The 16,012-nt window shown below is 71.6% G+C and carries 18 protein-coding genes; 8 read left to right on the forward strand and 10 right to left on the reverse strand.

The genetic code is table 11. The features are described from left to right. Positions 1-4 precede the first annotated feature (4 nt). The 5 genes from ACZ52R_RS15335 to ACZ52R_RS15355 all read right to left on the reverse strand — a co-directional run bounded on the left by ACZ52R_RS15335 (position 5) and on the right by ACZ52R_RS15355 (position 4,510). Positions 5-949 (reverse strand): ABC transporter permease, encoded by a 945-nt coding sequence (locus ACZ52R_RS15335; RefSeq protein WP_465621209.1) that lies wholly within the window; start codon positions 947-949, stop codon positions 5-7. A 24-nt stretch (positions 950-973) separates the two neighbouring features. Beyond that, positions 974-2,572, reverse strand: a complete 1,599-nt coding sequence (locus ACZ52R_RS15340; protein ID WP_465663326.1) for an ABC transporter substrate-binding protein — start codon at positions 2,570-2,572, stop codon at positions 974-976. Between the two features lie 26 nt (positions 2,573-2,598). Next, positions 2,599-2,805: a hypothetical protein gene (locus tag ACZ52R_RS15345; RefSeq protein WP_465663327.1), complete on the reverse strand. Its 207-nt coding sequence runs from the start codon at positions 2,803-2,805 to the stop codon at positions 2,599-2,601. Further along, positions 2,792-3,775: a TauD/TfdA dioxygenase family protein gene (locus ACZ52R_RS15350; protein WP_465663328.1), complete on the reverse strand. Its 984-nt coding sequence runs from the start codon at positions 3,773-3,775 to the stop codon at positions 2,792-2,794. The genes ACZ52R_RS15345 and ACZ52R_RS15350 overlap by 14 nt, the downstream gene beginning before the upstream one ends. 606 nt (positions 3,776-4,381) lie before the next feature. Further along, a complete protein-coding gene (locus tag ACZ52R_RS15355; protein ID WP_465663329.1) occupies positions 4,382-4,510 on the reverse strand; it encodes a hypothetical protein in 129 nt (42 codons plus the stop codon). A gap of 318 nt (positions 4,511-4,828) precedes the next feature. On the opposite strand from ACZ52R_RS15355, the gene ACZ52R_RS15360 reads away from it, so the two are divergent. Beyond that, positions 4,829-5,314, forward strand: a complete 486-nt coding sequence (locus ACZ52R_RS15360; protein WP_465621219.1) for a cysteine/serine endopeptidase inhibitor — start codon at positions 4,829-4,831, stop codon at positions 5,312-5,314. 301 nt (positions 5,315-5,615) lie between these two features. After that, positions 5,616-6,344, forward strand: a complete 729-nt coding sequence (locus ACZ52R_RS15365; protein ID WP_465621221.1) for a hypothetical protein — start codon at positions 5,616-5,618, stop codon at positions 6,342-6,344. A gap of 88 nt (positions 6,345-6,432) precedes the next feature. On the opposite strand, the gene ACZ52R_RS15370 is transcribed toward ACZ52R_RS15365, so the two are convergent. From ACZ52R_RS15370 to ACZ52R_RS15385, 4 genes are all read right to left on the reverse strand, one after another. After that, positions 6,433-7,653 (reverse strand): GNAT family N-acetyltransferase, encoded by a 1,221-nt coding sequence (locus tag ACZ52R_RS15370; protein ID WP_465663330.1) that lies wholly within the window; start codon positions 7,651-7,653, stop codon positions 6,433-6,435. Between the two features lie 116 nt (positions 7,654-7,769). Beyond that, positions 7,770-8,129 (reverse strand): hypothetical protein, encoded by a 360-nt coding sequence (locus tag ACZ52R_RS15375; RefSeq protein ID WP_465621225.1) that lies wholly within the window; start codon positions 8,127-8,129, stop codon positions 7,770-7,772. Between the two features lie 75 nt (positions 8,130-8,204). After that, positions 8,205-8,723, reverse strand: coding sequence for an NUDIX domain-containing protein (locus ACZ52R_RS15380; RefSeq protein WP_465663331.1), 519 nt, complete (start codon positions 8,721-8,723; stop codon positions 8,205-8,207). Continuing rightward, positions 8,720-9,982: a helix-turn-helix domain-containing protein gene (locus ACZ52R_RS15385; protein WP_465663332.1), complete on the reverse strand. Its 1,263-nt coding sequence runs from the start codon at positions 9,980-9,982 to the stop codon at positions 8,720-8,722. The genes ACZ52R_RS15380 and ACZ52R_RS15385 overlap by 4 nt, the downstream gene beginning before the upstream one ends. 183 nt (positions 9,983-10,165) lie before the next feature. Between ACZ52R_RS15385 and ACZ52R_RS15390 the strand changes: the two genes are divergently transcribed. The 6 genes from ACZ52R_RS15390 (at position 10,166) to ACZ52R_RS15415 (ending at position 14,679) form a co-directional block, all read left to right on the forward strand. Then, positions 10,166-10,609, forward strand: a complete 444-nt coding sequence (locus tag ACZ52R_RS15390; RefSeq protein WP_465663333.1) for an ATP-binding protein — start codon at positions 10,166-10,168, stop codon at positions 10,607-10,609. A 21-nt stretch (positions 10,610-10,630) separates the two neighbouring features. Beyond that, positions 10,631-11,122: a flavoprotein gene (locus ACZ52R_RS15395; RefSeq protein WP_465663334.1), complete on the forward strand. Its 492-nt coding sequence runs from the start codon at positions 10,631-10,633 to the stop codon at positions 11,120-11,122. A gap of 107 nt (positions 11,123-11,229) precedes the next feature. Continuing rightward, positions 11,230-12,618, forward strand: a complete 1,389-nt coding sequence (locus ACZ52R_RS15400; protein WP_465663335.1) for an NAD(P)/FAD-dependent oxidoreductase — start codon at positions 11,230-11,232, stop codon at positions 12,616-12,618. 498 nt (positions 12,619-13,116) lie between these two features. Continuing rightward, on the forward strand, positions 13,117-13,428 hold the full coding sequence (locus ACZ52R_RS15405; RefSeq protein ID WP_360509167.1) for a hypothetical protein: 312 nt from the start codon (positions 13,117-13,119) through the stop codon (positions 13,426-13,428). Next, the gene (locus tag ACZ52R_RS15410; protein WP_465621235.1) at positions 13,425-13,979 is read left to right on the forward strand and encodes an acyl-CoA thioesterase; all 555 of its coding nucleotides are present in this window, start codon (positions 13,425-13,427) and stop codon (positions 13,977-13,979) included. Before ACZ52R_RS15405 ends, ACZ52R_RS15410 begins: the two co-directional genes overlap by 4 nt. Before the next feature lie 304 nt (positions 13,980-14,283). Beyond that, positions 14,284-14,679, forward strand: coding sequence for a DUF2267 domain-containing protein (locus ACZ52R_RS15415; protein WP_360509170.1), 396 nt, complete (start codon positions 14,284-14,286; stop codon positions 14,677-14,679). Positions 14,680-14,756: 77 nt separating this feature from the next. Here ACZ52R_RS15415 and manA read toward each other — a convergent pair whose 3' ends face one another. Continuing rightward, on the reverse strand, positions 14,757-15,992 hold the full coding sequence (manA, locus tag ACZ52R_RS15420) for a mannose-6-phosphate isomerase, class I (RefSeq protein ID WP_465753567.1): 1,236 nt from the start codon (positions 15,990-15,992) through the stop codon (positions 14,757-14,759). Between the last annotated feature and the right edge of the window lie 20 nt (positions 15,993-16,012).

The raw sequence follows: 16,012 nt of genomic DNA on the forward strand, positions 1-16,012 counted from the left end.
CGGGTCACTCCCAACGGATCCGGGGGTCGAGCCAGGCGTACGCGAGGTCGGTGAGCAGTTGGACGGCGACGTAGACCGCCACCACGAGCAGCAGCAGGTCCTGTACCACCGGGTAGTCGCGGCGGGCGACGCCCTGCTCGATCAGCCGGCCGAGGCCCGGCCAGGCGAAGATCCGCTCCACCAGGACGGCCCCGGCGATGAGATGGCCGATCTGCAGGCCGAGGACGGTGACGGCGGAGGGCAGGGCGTTGGGCAGTGCGTGCCGCCAGACGATCCGCCGCCGGGAGACGCCGAGCGCGGTCGCGGTGCGGACGTAGTCCTCGGCGAGGGCGCGTTCGATGCCGTCCTTGAGGTAGCGGGCGAGCACGGCGGCGCTGGGCAGGGCGAGGCAGAGCGCGGGCATCGCCAGGTACTGGACGGCGAGGTCCGGGGCGTCCAGCAGGGATTCGTGGCCGCCGGCCGGGAGCAGCCTGAGCGAGACGGCGAACACCAGGACCAGCACGACGCCGGTGACGAAGGGCGGGACGGCGAGCACGGCCGTGGTGACCGCCTGGATGGCGGCGGCGACCGGACGGCTCCGGGCGGTCGCGCCGGCCACCGCCAGCGGCAGCGCGATCAGCACCACCAACAGCAGCGCGGCAAGGGAGAGTTGGGTGGTGGCGCCGAGTCCGTCGCCGATCAGGTCGGCGACCTGGCCGCCGATCGCGTAGCTCGGCCCGAGGTCGCCGCTCAGCAGGTGGCCGAGCCAGCTGACGTACTGGCCGAACAGCGGTCGGTCCAGGCCGAGTTGGGAGCGGATCGCCTCGACGGAGGCGGCGGAGGCGTCGGGACCGGCGAGCGAGGTGGCCGGGTCGCCGGGGATGAGGCGGAGGATGAGGAAGACGAGGAAGGAGGCGAGGGCCAGGACCAGCAGTCCGCTGGGGAGGCGTTTGAGGAGGAAGGTGCGCATGGGTCGGGTACCGGGCCGTCCTGCTCAGGCCGTCAGTTGGGCGTCGTCGAGGTTGAGGTAGCCGAACTTGTTGAGCGTGGCGCCGCGGACCTTGCGGCCCGCGACCTCGACCAGTCCGGCGATGGCGAGGTCGATCACGAACTCCTCGTCCAGCAGCACGTCGGTGATCTGCTGGTAGAGGGCCTTGGCCTCGGGACTGTCGCTGTCGCCGCGGTTCCAGGCCCGCTGCACCACGTCGGTGTAGGCGGGGGAGGCGAAACGCGAGCTGTTCTTGGCCTCGTTGAACGGGTAGGCGCTCACCGCGAGGGTGGCCGGGTGGAGCTGGGCGAAGCCGTGGCTGAGCGTCCACAGGGCGGGCATGGACTGGGAGATGAGCTGCTTCTGCATGGTCGGTGAGTCGGTGGGCTGGAGCACCGTGTCGATGCCGACCTGCTGGAGGTCGTACTGCAGGATCTGGGCGACGGCCGTCGCACCGGGCTCGCTGGAGTGGGCGAAGGGCAGGGTGATCCGCTCCAGGCCGGCCTCCTTGAGCAGGGCGCGCGCCTTCTGTGGATCGTGGCGGTAGTGGGTGGCGCCGGCCTCGGTGTAGGCGGGGGAGGACGGGGGCCAGGGCACGGAGGAGACGCTGCCGTAGCCGCCGAGGGCCTGCTGGACGAAGCGCTCGCGGTCGACGGCCCAGGCGATGGCCTGGCGCACGTGCTTGTCGCCGACGTGCTCGGCGCTGACGTTGACGCCGATGTAGGAGGCGCCGGAACCGGTGTCGTACTGCTTGATCCGGAACCGCGGGTCGCCGCGGAGGCCGGCGACGTCCTGGCCGCGGACGTTGTACGACAGGTGGGTCTGGCCGGTCTTGAGTGAGGACAGCAGGGACTCGGCCTGCGGGACGATCCGGATCTCCACGCCGTCGAGGTACGGCCGGCCGGGGTTCCAGTACGCGTCGTTGCGGGCGAAGGTGAGCGAGGAGCCGGGCTTGCGGTCGGTGAGGGTGAACGGGCCGGTGCCGATCAGCCTGGTGCCGGAGACGGCGTCCTCGACGGTGCCGGAGTCCGGGATGATCATGAACTCGAAGAGGTCGAAGAGATTGCTGACCGGGTGGGCGAGCACCAGGGTCAGCTCGAAGTCGCCGTTCTTGCGGAAATCGGTGACGGTGGCGGCGGTCGAGCGCAACTGGGCCGAGCGGGCTGGGTTCTGGAGGTTCCTGACCGCGAAGACCACGTCGTCGGCGGTGAACCGGCGGCCGCTGTGGAAGGTGACGTCCTCGCGGAGCTTGAGCGTGACGCTGGTGCCGTCCGGCGCGACCTCCCAGGCGGTGGCGAGTTCGGGCTGCGGCCGGAGCCGGTCGTCGTATCTGGTGAGGGTGTTGAAGACGAGGCGCTGGACGAGGGTGTTGGCGCTCTGGGCGAAGAGCAGGCTCGGCGTGAAGTCGATGCCGGTGGCGACGGAGAGGACGCCGCCCTTGCGGGGGGTGTCCACGGCGTCGGCCGCGTCGCCGGCACTGGCGGCGTTCGCGGCCTCGTCGACGGCGGACCGGCAGGCCGCGAGCGTCAGCAGGCCGGCACCGGCGAGGCCCGCGCGCAACAGGGCGCGGCGGCTCGGGGCGGGGGGACGGGTGAGCGCGGTCATGGCGGTCCCTGGGAGTGGTGAGGCGGTCAGAGGTGGCGGGCCGGCGCGTGGACCGGCCGCGCGTACGGCTCGCCGAGCACCGGGGTGCCGACGGCCACCAGCGTGCGGGCGATCGGCCTGCGGTCGAGCACCGTGCGCAGGACGGTGGCGGCGTCGGCATCCCGGCGGTCGTCGCCGGTGGGCAGCGGGGTGGCTAGGCCGCTGCCCTTGTGCCGCAGATCAGTTGGATTCAAGCGACTCGGCGGGCACCAGGCCCGGCACCCGCGGCGGGTCGGCCGGCTCCAGCAGACGGCTCGGGACGCCGTCCACGCCGACCGGCAGGTCGCCGTCCAGCGTGATCCGGCGCACCAGCCGCGGCTCGTCGCCGTAGTCCGCGACCGCGTAGTGCTGGGTGGCGCGGTTGTCCCAGATCGCCACGTCGCCGACCTGCCAGTCCCAGCGGACGGTGTTCTCCAGCCGCTCGACGTAGCGCTGGAAGAGGTCGATCAGCGCCTTGCTGTCGTCGCCCGAGAGAAGTTGAATGCGCTGCGCGAACGCGCCCAGCAAGAGGGTCTTCTCGCCGGTCACCGGGTGGACCCGGACCACCGGGTGCTCGGTCTTGAAGGCCGTGGAGACGAAGACGTCCCGGAACAGCTTCGCGACCTCGGCGTTGTCCGCCAGCTCCGGGCGCAGGGCGAGCCGGGCGGCGTAGTCGTAGTCGTTGGTGTGGACGGCGCGCAGGCTCTCGGCGAGCGCCTTCAACGGCGCCGGCAGGTCCTGGTAGGCAGCCGCCGTGTTGGCCCAGACGGTGCTGCCGCCGGCCGCCGGGACCTCCAGGGCGCGCAGGATGGAGGCCTTCGGGTACGACGGGACGAAGGTGACATCGGTGTGCCAGTTGTTGGCGCGCACGCCCTTGGTGGCGTCCAGCTCGAAGATGTAACGCCCGTCCGCGCTGGGCACGGTGGGGTGGCCGACCGGGTGGCCGAGGAGCCGGGCGAAGGCCTCCTGCCCGGCGTCGTCCAGGTGCTGCTGGCCGCGGAAGAAGAGCACCTTGTGCTCGTACAGGGCGGCCTCGAGGGCGGCGACGGTCTCGGCGGGGAGGTCGCCGCCGAGGAGTATGCCGTGCACGATCGCGCCGATGCGGCCGGCGACGGGGGTGAGGCTGGGGGCGGTGTGGGCGGTGGTGGGGGTGGTTTGGGCGGTGGTGTGGGCGGTGGTGGTCATGGCGGAGCCCTTTCGGGGAGTGTGGTGACTGAGAGTGATGTGTGGTGGTGCCTGGCGCGGCAGGCACGGTCGCACGGCGCAGCGCGGGGCGAGGAGTGCGGGAGGGGCCGGTCCGGACTGGCGGACGGTCAGAACGCGAGCGCGCCGCGACAACAACGGCGCGGGCAGCGGCGGGGAACGGGGCGGACGACGGTGTGCATCGGCCCCTCCTTTCCGGCTCGCTGCGAGTGGGCTCGGTGCTCATCGTGCTGAAGCGCGCAGGCCGCTGTCAATCACCATCTTGGCTGGTGGGAACGGGTGTTGCCGCTTCATTGCGGCTGCTTGCGGTTCCTTGCGGCCTGTTGCGGCCCATTGCCGCCCGTTGCGGAGGATGACGGATGGCGGGCGCGCCGTGGGCGGGAGGTCGGCCCTGTGGTGCCGGTGCGGGAGGTGCCCAGGTGCGGAGCGGAAGTGATCCGGGCCGGCGCGGGCGGTTCCCGCGCCGGGGCTGACGCCTGCCCGGAGCCGTACGGAAGTTACCTTCGGTGACTGCCGGCGGTCACTGTCCGAGGAGTCGGGCGAAGTCCAGCCCGAGGCCGCCGAGGACGGGCAGCGCACCGAGGTCGGTCACGCCGCCGACCGGATGCTGTAGCCCTGGTTCACCTCGCGGGGCGCGCCGGCGGCAATGGCGGCCGGGGCCAGGACGGCCGGGGCCAGGGCGACGCCGAGGAGCAGGGCGGCGAGAGCGGTGCGCATGTGACGGGACCTCCGGGGCGGCTGTGTACGGGACAGTCAGGTGGGTGACGGCCTGTCAACACCCTGCGTGGCGGAGTGGTCACGCATCTTCGCCCCTTCGGCCGCATTCGTAAAGATCCTTGCCTTGTGTTCATGCCAACATTGTGGAGGTCTGGACCACGCCGAGGAGGAGCGCATACGTTCCCTTCGCAAGGGCGGGCATCGGGTCGCCGAACTGCCGCGCAGACATGGCGACTTCGACCTGTCATGCCCATGAAGAGAACGCCAGAAAAACAAGCAGCCAGGCTTTCCCAGCACTGCAACCGGAGGGAACGAACCATGCGCGCCATTGGCAAGAACCTCAGGATCCTCGCGGGCGCCCCGCTCGCCGCAGCCGCTCTCATCGCCCTCACGGCCGGCTCCGCCAGCGCCGCGATCCCGATCAACAAGCCCATGACCGGCAAGGCCACCTACTACACCGACTCGGGCTACGGTGCGTGCGGCACCCAGATCAACGCCTCGTCGCAGATGCTGGTGGCCGTCCCGCGTTCCTGGTGGACCACCGCCAACCCGAACAACGACCCCGTCTGCAAGGGCATTTCGGTCAAGGTGACCTACCAGGGCAAGACCATCACCGTCCCGGTGAAGGACCAGTGTCCCTCCTGCGACTCCACCCACATCGACCTCAGCAAGCCGGCGTTCGCCAAGCTGGCCCCGCTGGACAAGGGCGTCATCAGCGGCCTCACCTGGCAGTTCGTCAAGACCGGCCTGAAGGGCGAGACCGTCGAACTCTCCGCCCCCGTCACCGGCTCCAGCATCGGCTGAGACCGACCGGTCCGACAGGCCCGTGCCCGCCCCCGCAGCATGACGGGGGCGGGCACGGCCGGTTCGCGTGGCAGGCCGGATCATCGGTGCGGCCTTCCCCGGGCATCGCAGCCCGGGCGTTGTAGCTCAGGCGTTCGCAGCCCGGGCGTTGCAGTCCGGTGACACGGAATGTGTCATTCCGTCGACTGTTCGGACTAGTTTCGATCGTGCACGCCGCTCCGTCGCCCGCCGGCCGATCTCCGCAGGGCACGGAACGGGCAACGTGCCCGTCCCCAGCCGTACTTCGTTCAGGAGAACCAGCATGTCCCTCTCGACGACCCGCCGCGCGACCACTGCCCGCACGCTGGCCGGCACCGTCCTGACCGTCGCGCTGCTGGTACCCGCCGCAACGGCCTGCAGCAGCAGCTCCGGCGCAGCGAGCGCGGCCTCCCCCGTCGCCACGGCCGCGGCAACCGGCGCGCCCAGCGCCCCGGCGTCCCCGGCCGCCACGGCCACGACGCCCGGAGCGCCCAGCGCGCCGACCGCCCCTCCGGCCGCCAAGCCCGGCACCGGCACCACGGCCGCCAAGCCCGACGCGCGGCCCACCGGCACGGCGACCGCCCCGGGCAAGCCGGCGCCCGGCGCCCACACCCAGACCCTGCCGGACGGCAGCACGGCCGAGATCCGGGAAGTCGCCCCCCAGCACTTCGTCGCCAAGATCGTCCACGGTGGTGACGTCCTCGCCACGCTGGACGCGAAGGACACCGACGCCGGACTCGACGCCAACGACATGTTCATCGTGCTCTCGCTGGACGGCACGGTCCACGCCTGGATGGGCGGCGGGCACCAGGGCCCGGGCACGTTCAAGCTCGCGGGCGACTGGACGGTCAAGGTCACCAAGACCGGCGAGCTCAAGTACCGCGCGGACATCCTCGGCATCGACAACGCGGTGTACGGCACGCTGGAGACCAACGGGCACGACGTCGGAGTCGACGCCAACGGCGTCTACATCGTGCTCTCGGCCGGCGGCCAGATCAGCGCCCACGCGTGAACGCCCGGTCGAACGAGCCCCCCGCTTCGCCCGCACGCCCGCCGGGCCCCGCCCTGGTGCGGGCGGGGGCCGGCGGGCGTGTGCCGGATCAGAACCAGTGCAGGCAGTGCGGCGGTCGCTCGGCGCGGAAGAGGGCGTCGGCGAGCGCGACCGCACCCGGGCGGTTGGCCCGGATGTGGCCGGCGCGCACCAGCGTGCTCGGGGCGGTGCCGCCGAGATAGACCGAGCCCAAGTCGCGGACATCCAGGGACAGATCGGGCTCGCGGTCCGTCGCAACGCACTCGGCCTTGCCGTCCCGGACGGTCAGCAGGTAGCGGCCCCGCTCGCCGAGGAACGGGTCGTCGACGTCGAGGACCAACTCCCCGTCACCGAACCAGCCGCGCGAGGTCAGCGCGCGCGGCACATCCAGGATCCGCACCCAGAGCCAGTCGGTGCTGTTGCCCAGCTGGCCGGCGTTGAAGTCCGCCAGCTGCCAGCGCAGCGGGTTCTCGGGCGCGAAGTGTTTGAACACCACCTGGGTGACCAGATCGTGGTCGAGGACGAACCGGGCCAGGGCCGTGCGGACGGTGTCGTCGGTGGCGATGGTCTCGTCGACCGTCAGGGCGTCATCGCCGAGCGAGTAGCTGGCGTACCCGTCCGCAACGCCGTCGACATCACGGTGGACGGCGACGTAGCGCGGCGCCCGGGCGACCGGGGGCTGCCCCGCACCCGAAGCCCACCAGCGGTGCGGCCGCGACAACGCGCCCGGCTGCGCGCGGCGGTACCGGTCGTAGACCTCCTCCAGGATCTCGCCGCACTCCGAACGCCGCAGCACCTCGACCGAGCCGGACGCAGGCACCTCGGCTGCCCCACGCGCCCGAGGGAGAGTGAAGTCGCCCTGCCGGCGCGACACCGTCAACCGCTCCGTGTAGGTCGCCGGGCCGTAACCGAACCTGCCGTAGATCGGCGCCTCCGACGCCAGCAGGACGGACAGGAACTCCCCCCGCTCCCGCAGCTCCCCGAGCTGGTGACGCATCATCGCGGTGAGCACGCCCTGACGCCGGTGCGACGGCAGGACACCGACACAGCTGATGCCCGCGGCCGGGACGACGGCCTCACCGGGCAGCGTGAGCTCGAAGGAGTACGCACAGGCGGTACCCACGGGCTTCCCGTCCGGCGCGACGGCGAGCAGGCCGCGGTCGATCTCGAGCGCCGACCACCAGACCCCGCTGCCGTCCTCGGCCGCAGTCTCGGGGAACCGCCCGAACGCGGCATGCAGTGTGTCGACGAAGACACCGAGGTCCTGGTCGGTCGTGGAACGAATGCGCATTGCTGCCGCTGCCTCCCCCGGAACCGGCACCACGGCTTGCAGTGCCCCTGCCACAGTGCAGCGCTGCAGCGTTCCGAGGTCAAACGAATTACCTACGGGCGGCGCGGCGAAGGGGTTCAGACGGCGCGCTCGATGGTCTCGAAGATGTCGGCATCGGTTTCCTGCTGCCACTTCGGCAGGTCGTCCCAGTCGGCGACGTAGGCGGGCTTGGGGTCGTCGATGTGTTTGTGGATCTGGGCGATCCAGCAGGTGGCGACGAAGCGGCCCTTCTGCTCGCGGGTGAGCTTGGCGGTGGTGCCCGCGCTGACGGCGACGAAGTCGCGGACCTGCCCGAACACCGCTGCTGCGGAGGCGCGTTCCCAGTTGGGCGTTTGGTCCCAGGGGGTGGTGTAGCCGGGCTTCGGATCGCCGGGGAAGTGCTTGCGCACCCCGGCGATCCACGCCTCACGGAAGATCCGGCCGCCATCATCGGTCATGGTTGTCACCCTTCGGTCGGGAGGTACACCTTCTGCCACTCCGACGACGTCATCGTCAGCGCGGCATCGGCCGGTTCAGATCTGCCATGGCTCTGCTCCGTTGTGCAGGTAGCGGGTCCGGTTGTCGGCGAGTGCCCGCAGGGCGGCGCGTAGGCGCCGGCGCTGGCGCGGGCGGAGGCGAGCGGCGGCGTCGGGGGCCGGGAGGAAGAGGGCTTCGGAGAGCTCATCGTCGTGTGGGCGGACGGCGGCTGCGAGGGCGGGGGATAGGGTGCCCGCGTCGAAGATGAAGGCGAGTTGGTCGTCCCAAGGCCCGTGCGGAGCAACCCAGTCCACGACGAGCAGGCCGTGGATCACGATGGCGAGGCCCAGTTCCTCGCGCAGTTCGCGTACGGCGGCCTGGTCGGGCGGCTCGTTGGACTCCGCCATGCCGCCGGGCAGGTCCCAGCCGTCCTTGTAGGTCGGGTTGACGGTGAGGACGCGGCCGCGCTCGTCGCGCAGGATGACATCGGCCGAGACGCGCTTGCGGGCCTGCTTCGCATTGCCCTCGGCGAGGTAGGCGTTCCAGGCTTCTGTATCGGTGGGTACGGGCCTCACGATGAACCTCCCCGTGGCTCCGGGATGATGTCGGCGAGCAGGAGCAGCCGGGGCCGGCTCGCTTCATCGAATCGTGCCAGGTACTCCTGTACGGGACTGTAGTCGCGGTGCCTGCCGAGGAGCCCGGCCAGATCGTCGAGTTGGTTGACGACTCGTACGGACCCGAGTGTGGGGCTGGTGGCGAGTAGGTCGGCGCCGACCGAGACCGCAGCGTCCAGATTGCCGCACTGGATGTGGGCACGGGCAAGCGCGATCCGACTGAAGGCCATCGAACGCGTGCGGCCCTCCTCGCGGAGCGCTACGGCCTGTTCAGCACATCGGAGGGCGTCGGAGTGCCGTCCCAGGTCGGCGAAGATCAGCGCGGAATCGCTGGCGAGAGTGGCGTGGTCGAACGGGCTCAACCACGGATGCGACTCGTCGGCCGGGGCTGCGAGAGCTGCTTGGGCGAGTTCGAGCGAGCGGATGGCGGGGCCGAACTGTCCGGCGGCGGCGAGGGCGCGGGCGCGCATGACATGCAGCCGGGCCACCAAGCTCGGCAGGTGAGGTCCCTGGCGGGCCAGATCGATGCCGATCGTGGCCCAGTACGAGGCCAGGGACGGATCGCCGTCATGCAGGGCCAGGTGGCTTGTACTGGCGGCGATGTGAGCGGCGAGCGGCAGGTCGCTCGCCGCTCGGGCCAGAGTGAATGCACGGGTGAAGTGGTGCGCGGCGAGGCGGTCGCGCCCCGAGTCGTGTGCCATCCACCCTGCCATCTCGGTGAGCGCGGAGGCGGTGGCGAACACCTGAGGGCTGCTGCCGATGTCGACCAGCCGCGGAGCCACGTTCGCGGACAGGTGCCGGACGACGGCGGAATAGAGCCGACCACCTCCGGTTTGCCGGTCGGCGACGCGGAAGGCTTCCACGGCGGAGAGGTCGTCGTCGGCCGCCGCGCATGGGGACACGGGAGCCGGCGGCCTGGCAGCGGAGGCTTGTGGCTCCCACGGCCGTCGGGCGAGACCCGACAGATGACCGGGGATGTGGAGCGCATCGGAGATCTGTTCGAACAATGCGAGTTTCTCCACGCGGGTCTTGCCGTTCATGTAGTCGTAGAGCCGGCCTTGGGTGATGTCGACGGTTGCGGCCAGCCGACGGGTACTGATGCCACGGGAGTTCAGGAGACGGAAGAGGGCTCCCATGTCGCGTGCCGCGCACGCCGCCAGGAAGCGCTGGTCGTCGAGGAGCCCCGCGATGACCTGGTGCGGGTTCGGTTGACGGTCCACTACTCGCTCCCTTGAACGCGTGATCCGATCGTACGGCCACAGAGAGTGTGCTGACCTCAACTTGGAGTCACTGGGTCGGAGTCCTTGGGGTGGTTCTGAAGGGGATTGGGTGAGCGCGAGCCGCTCGGCCCCCCGACCCGACTGAGGAGTGACCCGCGATGAGCCAGCCCGCCGAGGCGAAGCGTGCGACGACCGTCCAACATCTGCAGCTGTCGTTGGTTGGTCGGCCCGACCGGAGTCCCCTTCCGGCCCACGGCCCGCCTTCCCTACCTGCCGGAATCGGCTTCTGTGGCGCGTCGGTTGGTGCGGGAGAAGTTGGTGGAGTGGGAATTGGCGGAGCTGATCGACATGGGGGAGTCGATCGTCAGTGAGCTGGTCACGAACGCCACCAAGACCGGCTGCCTGACGAGGATGACCGTCACGATCCGCCGTGTCACCGACCGGACCGTCCGGGTGGCGGTGCGGGACGGGTCGCGGGTGATGCCGACGTTGATGGTGGCGGGGGAGGACGAGGAAGGGCATCGGGGGTTGGCTCTGGTCCACGAGCTGACGAAGGGGCGTTGGGGTGCAGTGGCGGAGCCGTTTGGGAAGGTGGTGCATGCCGATCTTGTGGTGAGTCGGCGGTGACGGGAGAGGGGAGCGCTGGGAATGACGACGAAGCCGATGCTGTATGTCGTGGTGTGTGCGGCGGGGGTGGCTGGTGGGGTGGGGGAGCTGATCTCGGCCGCGCAGGCGCAGGGGTGGGATGTGGGGGTGGTCGCGACTCCCCACGCCATCGGGTTCATTGACGTTGACGCGATCGCCGCGCAGACGGGGTATCCGATTCGCTCGGCCTGGCGGAAGCCGGGGGATCCTCGGCCGCTGCCGGATCCGGACGCCATCGTCGTGTCGCCTGCGACGTTCAACACGATCAACAAGTGGGTGGCGGGCATCTCGGACACGCTTGCGCTCGGGATTCTCTGCGAGTCCTACGGCTGGGGCATCCCGGTGGCCGTGCAGCCGTGCCTGAGTGCCGCGCAGGCTGCTCACCCCGCCTACGGCGAGAGCCTGGCGAAGCTGCGGCGGATGGGGGTGCGGGTCGCGGACTTCGTGCCGGGCTCGTACAACTGGACGCGGGCTCTGGAGCTGCTGCGGGACTGACAGGGTGGCTGGTCGGGGAGGGCGTTCCTGGCAGTGTGAGGGGTGGTTCGCGTCGGCTGGGCCGGGGTAGCGTCCGGGCAGGTCAGCGAGGGTGTGGGAGGTTTCCGGTGGCGGCGGTCAACGGCGAGGTGTCGTTCTGGTACGCGGCGGGCGGGGTGCCGCAGGCGGGGCCCGGGCTGCCGGGGGACAGGGACGTCGACGTGTGTGTCGTCGGGGGCGGGTACACCGGCCTGTGGACGGCGTACTACCTGAAGAAGGCCGACCCCTCGCTGCGGATCGCCCTGCTGGAACGGCGGTTCTGCGGCTACGGCGCCTCCGGGCGCAACGGTGGCTGGCTGTACAACGGCTTCGCGGGCCGTTCCGCCTTCGCCAAGCGGTACGGGCAGCAGCGTGCGGCGGCGATGCAGCGGGCGATGGACGATGCCGTCGGGGAGGTCGTCGATGTGGCGACGGCCGAGGGGATCGACGCGGATGTCGTGCGCGGCGGAGTCCTCGAAGTCGCCAGGAGCAAGCCGCAGTTGGAGCGCCTGCGGGCCTTCGTCGAGGCCGAGCGCGCGTACGGTGAGGGCCGCTTCGAGCTGCTGAGTGCCAGGGAGGCCACAGACCGCGTCACTGTCGCCGGCACCCTCGGCGGCTCGTGGACCCCGTACGGCGCCCGCATCCAGCCCGCGAAGCTCGTGCGCGGCCTGGCCCGGGTCGTCCGGGACCTCGGGGTGGAGGTGTACGAGGGCACGGCGGTCACTGCGATCCTGCCCGGCACCGCCTACCGGAAGCCGCGTGCCGTCACCCCGTTCGGCACCGTCACCGCCGATCGTGTGCTGCGCGCCACCGAGGGGTTCACCGCCGGGCTGCGCGGGGAGCGGCGCACATGGCTGCCGATGAACTCGGCGATGGTCGCCACCGAGCCGCTGCCTGCCGAGTTCTGGGCGGACGCGGGCTGGCAGGGCCGGGAGGTGCTGGGGGACTTCGCCCACGCGTACATGTACGCGCAGCGCACCGCCGACGACCGGATCGCGCTCGGCGGGCGCGGCGTGCCGTACCGGTTCGGCTCGCGGACGGATTCGGACGGCAGCACCCAGGTGGAGACGGTGGTCCAACTGCGCGCGATCCTGGACCGGTTCTTCCCGGTTGCCGCGCAGGCCCGGATCGATCACGCCTGGGCGGGTGTGCTCGGCGTCCCCCGGGATTGGTGCGCCACCGTGGAGCTGGACCGGGTGAGCGGGCTCGGCTGGGCGGGCGGGTACGTCGGCAGCGGGGTGACCACGACCAATCTGGCCGGGCGGACCCTGTGCGACCTGGTGCTGCGGCGTGACACCGAGCTGACCCGGCTGCCCTGGGTGGGCCACACGGTGCGGCGTTGGGAGCCGGAGCCGCTGCGCTGGCTGGGGGTGCACGCGATGTATGCCGCGTACCACGCCGCCGACCGGCAGGAGGCGTCCGGCCGGGCGACCACCTCGCCGATCGCCCGGGTCGCGGACCTGGTCTCCGGGCGGTAGCGGCGCGGGGGTCCGGACGCTACCGGCGCTGGGCCCCGGACGGTAGCGGCGCTGGGGTCCGGGCGCTGACGGCGCTGGGCCCCGGACGGTCCACGGTCGTTCGGACGCGCCGTCCAGCGGAATCGGCCCGTCCGCCGACGGTTTCATGCCCGTCCACCTGGCGGATCGGGCGGCAGAGCGGGATGTGAGGAGCGTCGTCGCCCCTCCGAGGCGAGGGGGTGGGGAGGCTATTAGCAGATCCGTGACGCCAGGTAGTTGATCTTGGGCGTCGCGTCGGCGATACCACTCGAATTGCGGACAGCGTTCGGCTGACAGGGCATATTGTGTACCCCGGCAAACTACTCCGATGGAAGTCAGTTTCCCGTCGCGGTCCGAAAACCATCTGCCGACCCCCGTCGACTGGGATAGCGTCGAAGGCGTCGGGGGGTCGACACCGATCCGGTGTATTCGAACGCTAGCTACCGGGCCGTAGAGGCCGATTGAGTCCTGGAGAAAAACGTGCGAAATTTCCCTTCGGAAAACCAGCCGGAGACACTCGACGATCTGCAGCTCGCGGTGGACTCGCTGGCCGCGTTTCCGTCCCGGAATGTGGCGGGCGGGTCGGTCGTGACCGAGCGGCTCGCGGCGGTAGCCGAGTTGTGCCGCTCGGTCGACGCGGTGCTCGACAGCCTGGTCGTCCAGGCTGCCGCGGAGGCCGCCGAGGAGGGGTGGACCGCGGCCCGGATGGCGGTCGAACACTCCGGGTACTATGCCAGGTTGCAGCGCGCGCTGCTCCCCGCCGGGGCCGGTGCCGGGCCGGCGCAGCAGTGAGCGCGGTGCACCTGGGCGCGCACGTGCTGGCCTGCCCCACCCGGTGGAGCGACGTCGACGAGAACGGGCACATCAACAACGCCCGGCTGGTCGGCTACATCCAGGAGGGGATTTACGACCTGTTCTGCCACCACGCGACCGCCGTCCGGGAATCGCTGTTCCCGTCCGGCTTCATTATCGCGCGGCACGAGATCGATTATCTGGAGCAGTTGCACCACCGCCCCGAGCCATTGTCGGTGCGGCTCACCGTGGAACGGCTCGGACGGAGTTCCGCGCATGTCGAGGTGAATGTCTGCCGGGACCCGCTCACCTTTATGCGGGCGCGGACCGTGGTGGTCGCGCGGGACCGCGAAACCGGCCGCTCGCGCACCCTGAACCCGGACGAGCGACGCTTTCTCTCGGCGTTTATGCCGGACACGGCGCGTGCCGAGGCCGCCCTGGCCACCCCGACGGCGACGGCGCCGGCGCAGCGGGTGTCGCCCGGGGCCGCCGCCGGCGCGGTCTCCTCCTCGCGCCGGCCGCGCAGGCGCTGCCGCGCCTCGGCGGGCTGAGAGCGGCCCCGGGCGCGGCGCGATCCCCGGGGCCGACGCCCCGGGCCGGCGGCGTGATCGACAACGGCGTCGATCCGCCAGACCGGATTTCCGGCGCCCGGCCGGTTGCCTGGTCGAGCCTGCGGGCAGTGGGCCGGTTCCCGAGGGCAAGGGGCCGGTTCCCGAGGGCAGCGGGCCGAGTTACGCTGAGCAGCACGGGCACCGGTACGTCCCACGGCGGTCACCAGCTGCGACCTCCCTCCCCGGCCCGGGGCGCAGAGCGCCGTCGGTCCTGCCGGATCCCGCCGACCGGAAGGAGGACGCGATGACCATCTCCTGGGAGGACTTCCTCGCCCGCGTCGTGGAGCGCGGCGAGTACCGGGGTGAGGCCGAGGCGGACCACGCCGCCCGGGTGGTGCTCGCCCTGCTCGGCGAGCACCTGGTGGGGTCCGAGCGGCTCGAACTCGCCGACGCGCTGCCCGTGACGTACGCCTCCCTGCTGCGCGACGCCAAGCCCGCGGCCGAGCCGCTGACCGCCGAGCGCTTCGTCCAGGGCGTGGTCGGGTGGATCGACGGGGCGACCACCACGACGGCGCAGTGGGACATCGGGGCGGTGCTGAGCACGCTGGCCGACCTGGTTCCGGGGGAGCTGATCGACCAGGTGATCGAGCAGCTCCCGGAGGGCTACGACCTGCTGTTCGGGCATCCCACACCGGCGTGAGCGGTCCGGCCGGCCCGCAACCTACCGCTGTCGGCCGCTACCGGCCGCAACCTGCCGCAGCCGACCGCTACCGGCCGCTATCCCGTGGTAGCCCGGAACAGCTCCGCGCCCGGGCCGGTCAGCCCGACCGGTCCGGCGCCCGGGCGCAGGTAGGCGGACGCCCCAGCAGGAAGGGCGAGTTCGGCTCCGTCGGGAGCGTGCAGCCGGGCATGCCCCGAGACGCAGAGCAGGATCTGCGGGGTGGGCAGTTCGATGCGGGTCGCGGTGGTGCCGGGGCGCAGCCGGGAGAGCATGAACTCCTCGGCGGGCGAAGGGAATTCCTCCTCGATGCCGCCATCGGCGGGGCGCGGTGCGAGGATGTCGGGCACCCCGGTGCGGAAGGACGTGACCGCCAGCAGTCCGTCGACGTCCACGTGCTTGGGGGTGAGCCCGCAGCGCAGCACGTTGTCCGAGTTGGCCATCAACTCGACTCCCAGGCCCCGGAGATAGGCGTGCGGCACCCCGGCGTCCAGGTAGAGCGCCTGCCCGCAGGCGAGCCGGACGTGGTTGAGCAGCAGCGCGGCGATCAGGCCGGGGTCGCCGGGGTACTGCCCGGCGACCCGGGCGTAGCCGGCGCAGGCCTCCGCGTACGGTCCCCCGGAGGCCGCGACCCGCTCCAAGGCCCTCGCGGTGAGCGAGAGTTGGGCGGCCGAGGGGCGGGCGGACGCCAGCGCGCTCCGCAGCAGCTCCGGCAGCACCTCGGAGGAAGGCCGTGCGCGTAGCGCCGCAGCCCACGGTGCCAGCAGCGGCACGTCGAGCGCGTCCAGCAGTCCGGCCGTGTCGGCAGCCGGACGGAAGCCGCAGAGCGCCTCGAACTCTCCGAGCGCGCAGAGCAGTTCGGGCTTGTGTCCACGGTCCTTGAACACCCGCTCCGGCGCGTCCGGCGGGACACCCCGGGCCTCCTCGGCCGCGTACCCGGCCTCGGCCTGCGCACGGTTCGGGTGGACCTGCAGGGAGAGCGCCCGGTCGGCGGCCAGCACCTTGAACAGGAACGGCAGCTCCGGGCCGAACCGCCGTACGGTGTCCGGCCCGAGCATGCCGTCCGGGTGCGCGCGGATCAGTTCGTCCAGCGGCTGCGGGCCGTCCGGTCCCAGGACGGACGACGGTGCCGACGGGTGCGCGCCCAGCCACAGTTCGGCCTGCGGGGTGCCGTCGGGCTCGGTGCCGGTGAGCGCGGGGATGGCGGTGGGCGAGCCCCAGGCGTACCGGCGGACCGGGTTGTGAAGCAGGGCGAAGGGAGGCCGCGTGAACGGAGGCAGTGTGGAGGGCGGCATGCGGGGGGCTCCGGGACGGT

The organism is Kitasatospora sp. NPDC034023, from assembly GCF_055575795.1.

What these genes read in the sequence shown, in the direction of transcription:
- ACZ52R_RS15335 (WP_465621209.1), bottom strand. Translation starts at nt 949, where the DNA reads ATGCGCACCTTCCTCCTCAAACGCCTCCCCAGCGGACTGCTGGTCCTG.
- ACZ52R_RS15340 (WP_465663326.1), bottom strand. Translation starts at nt 2,572, where the DNA reads ATGACCGCGCTCACCCGTCCCCCCGCCCCGAGCCGCCGCGCCCTGTTG.
- ACZ52R_RS15350 (WP_465663328.1), bottom strand. Translation starts at nt 3,775, where the DNA reads ATGACCACCACCGCCCACACCACCGCCCAAACCACCCCCACCACCGCC.
- ACZ52R_RS15355 (WP_465663329.1), bottom strand. Translation starts at nt 4,510, where the DNA reads ATGCGCACCGCTCTCGCCGCCCTGCTCCTCGGCGTCGCCCTGGCCCCG.
- ACZ52R_RS15360 (WP_465621219.1), top strand. Translation starts at nt 4,829, where the DNA reads ATGCGCGCCATTGGCAAGAACCTCAGGATCCTCGCGGGCGCCCCGCTC.
- ACZ52R_RS15365 (WP_465621221.1), top strand. Translation starts at nt 5,616, where the DNA reads ATGTCCCTCTCGACGACCCGCCGCGCGACCACTGCCCGCACGCTGGCC.
- ACZ52R_RS15370 (WP_465663330.1), bottom strand. Translation starts at nt 7,653, where the DNA reads ATGCGCATTCGTTCCACGACCGACCAGGACCTCGGTGTCTTCGTCGAC.
- ACZ52R_RS15375 (WP_465621225.1), bottom strand. Translation starts at nt 8,129, where the DNA reads ATGACCGATGATGGCGGCCGGATCTTCCGTGAGGCGTGGATCGCCGGG.
- ACZ52R_RS15395 (WP_465663334.1), top strand. Translation starts at nt 10,631, where the DNA reads ATGACGACGAAGCCGATGCTGTATGTCGTGGTGTGTGCGGCGGGGGTG.
- ACZ52R_RS15415 (WP_360509170.1), top strand. Translation starts at nt 14,284, where the DNA reads ATGACCATCTCCTGGGAGGACTTCCTCGCCCGCGTCGTGGAGCGCGGC.
- manA (WP_465753567.1), bottom strand. Translation starts at nt 15,992, where the DNA reads ATGCCGCCCTCCACACTGCCTCCGTTCACGCGGCCTCCCTTCGCCCTG.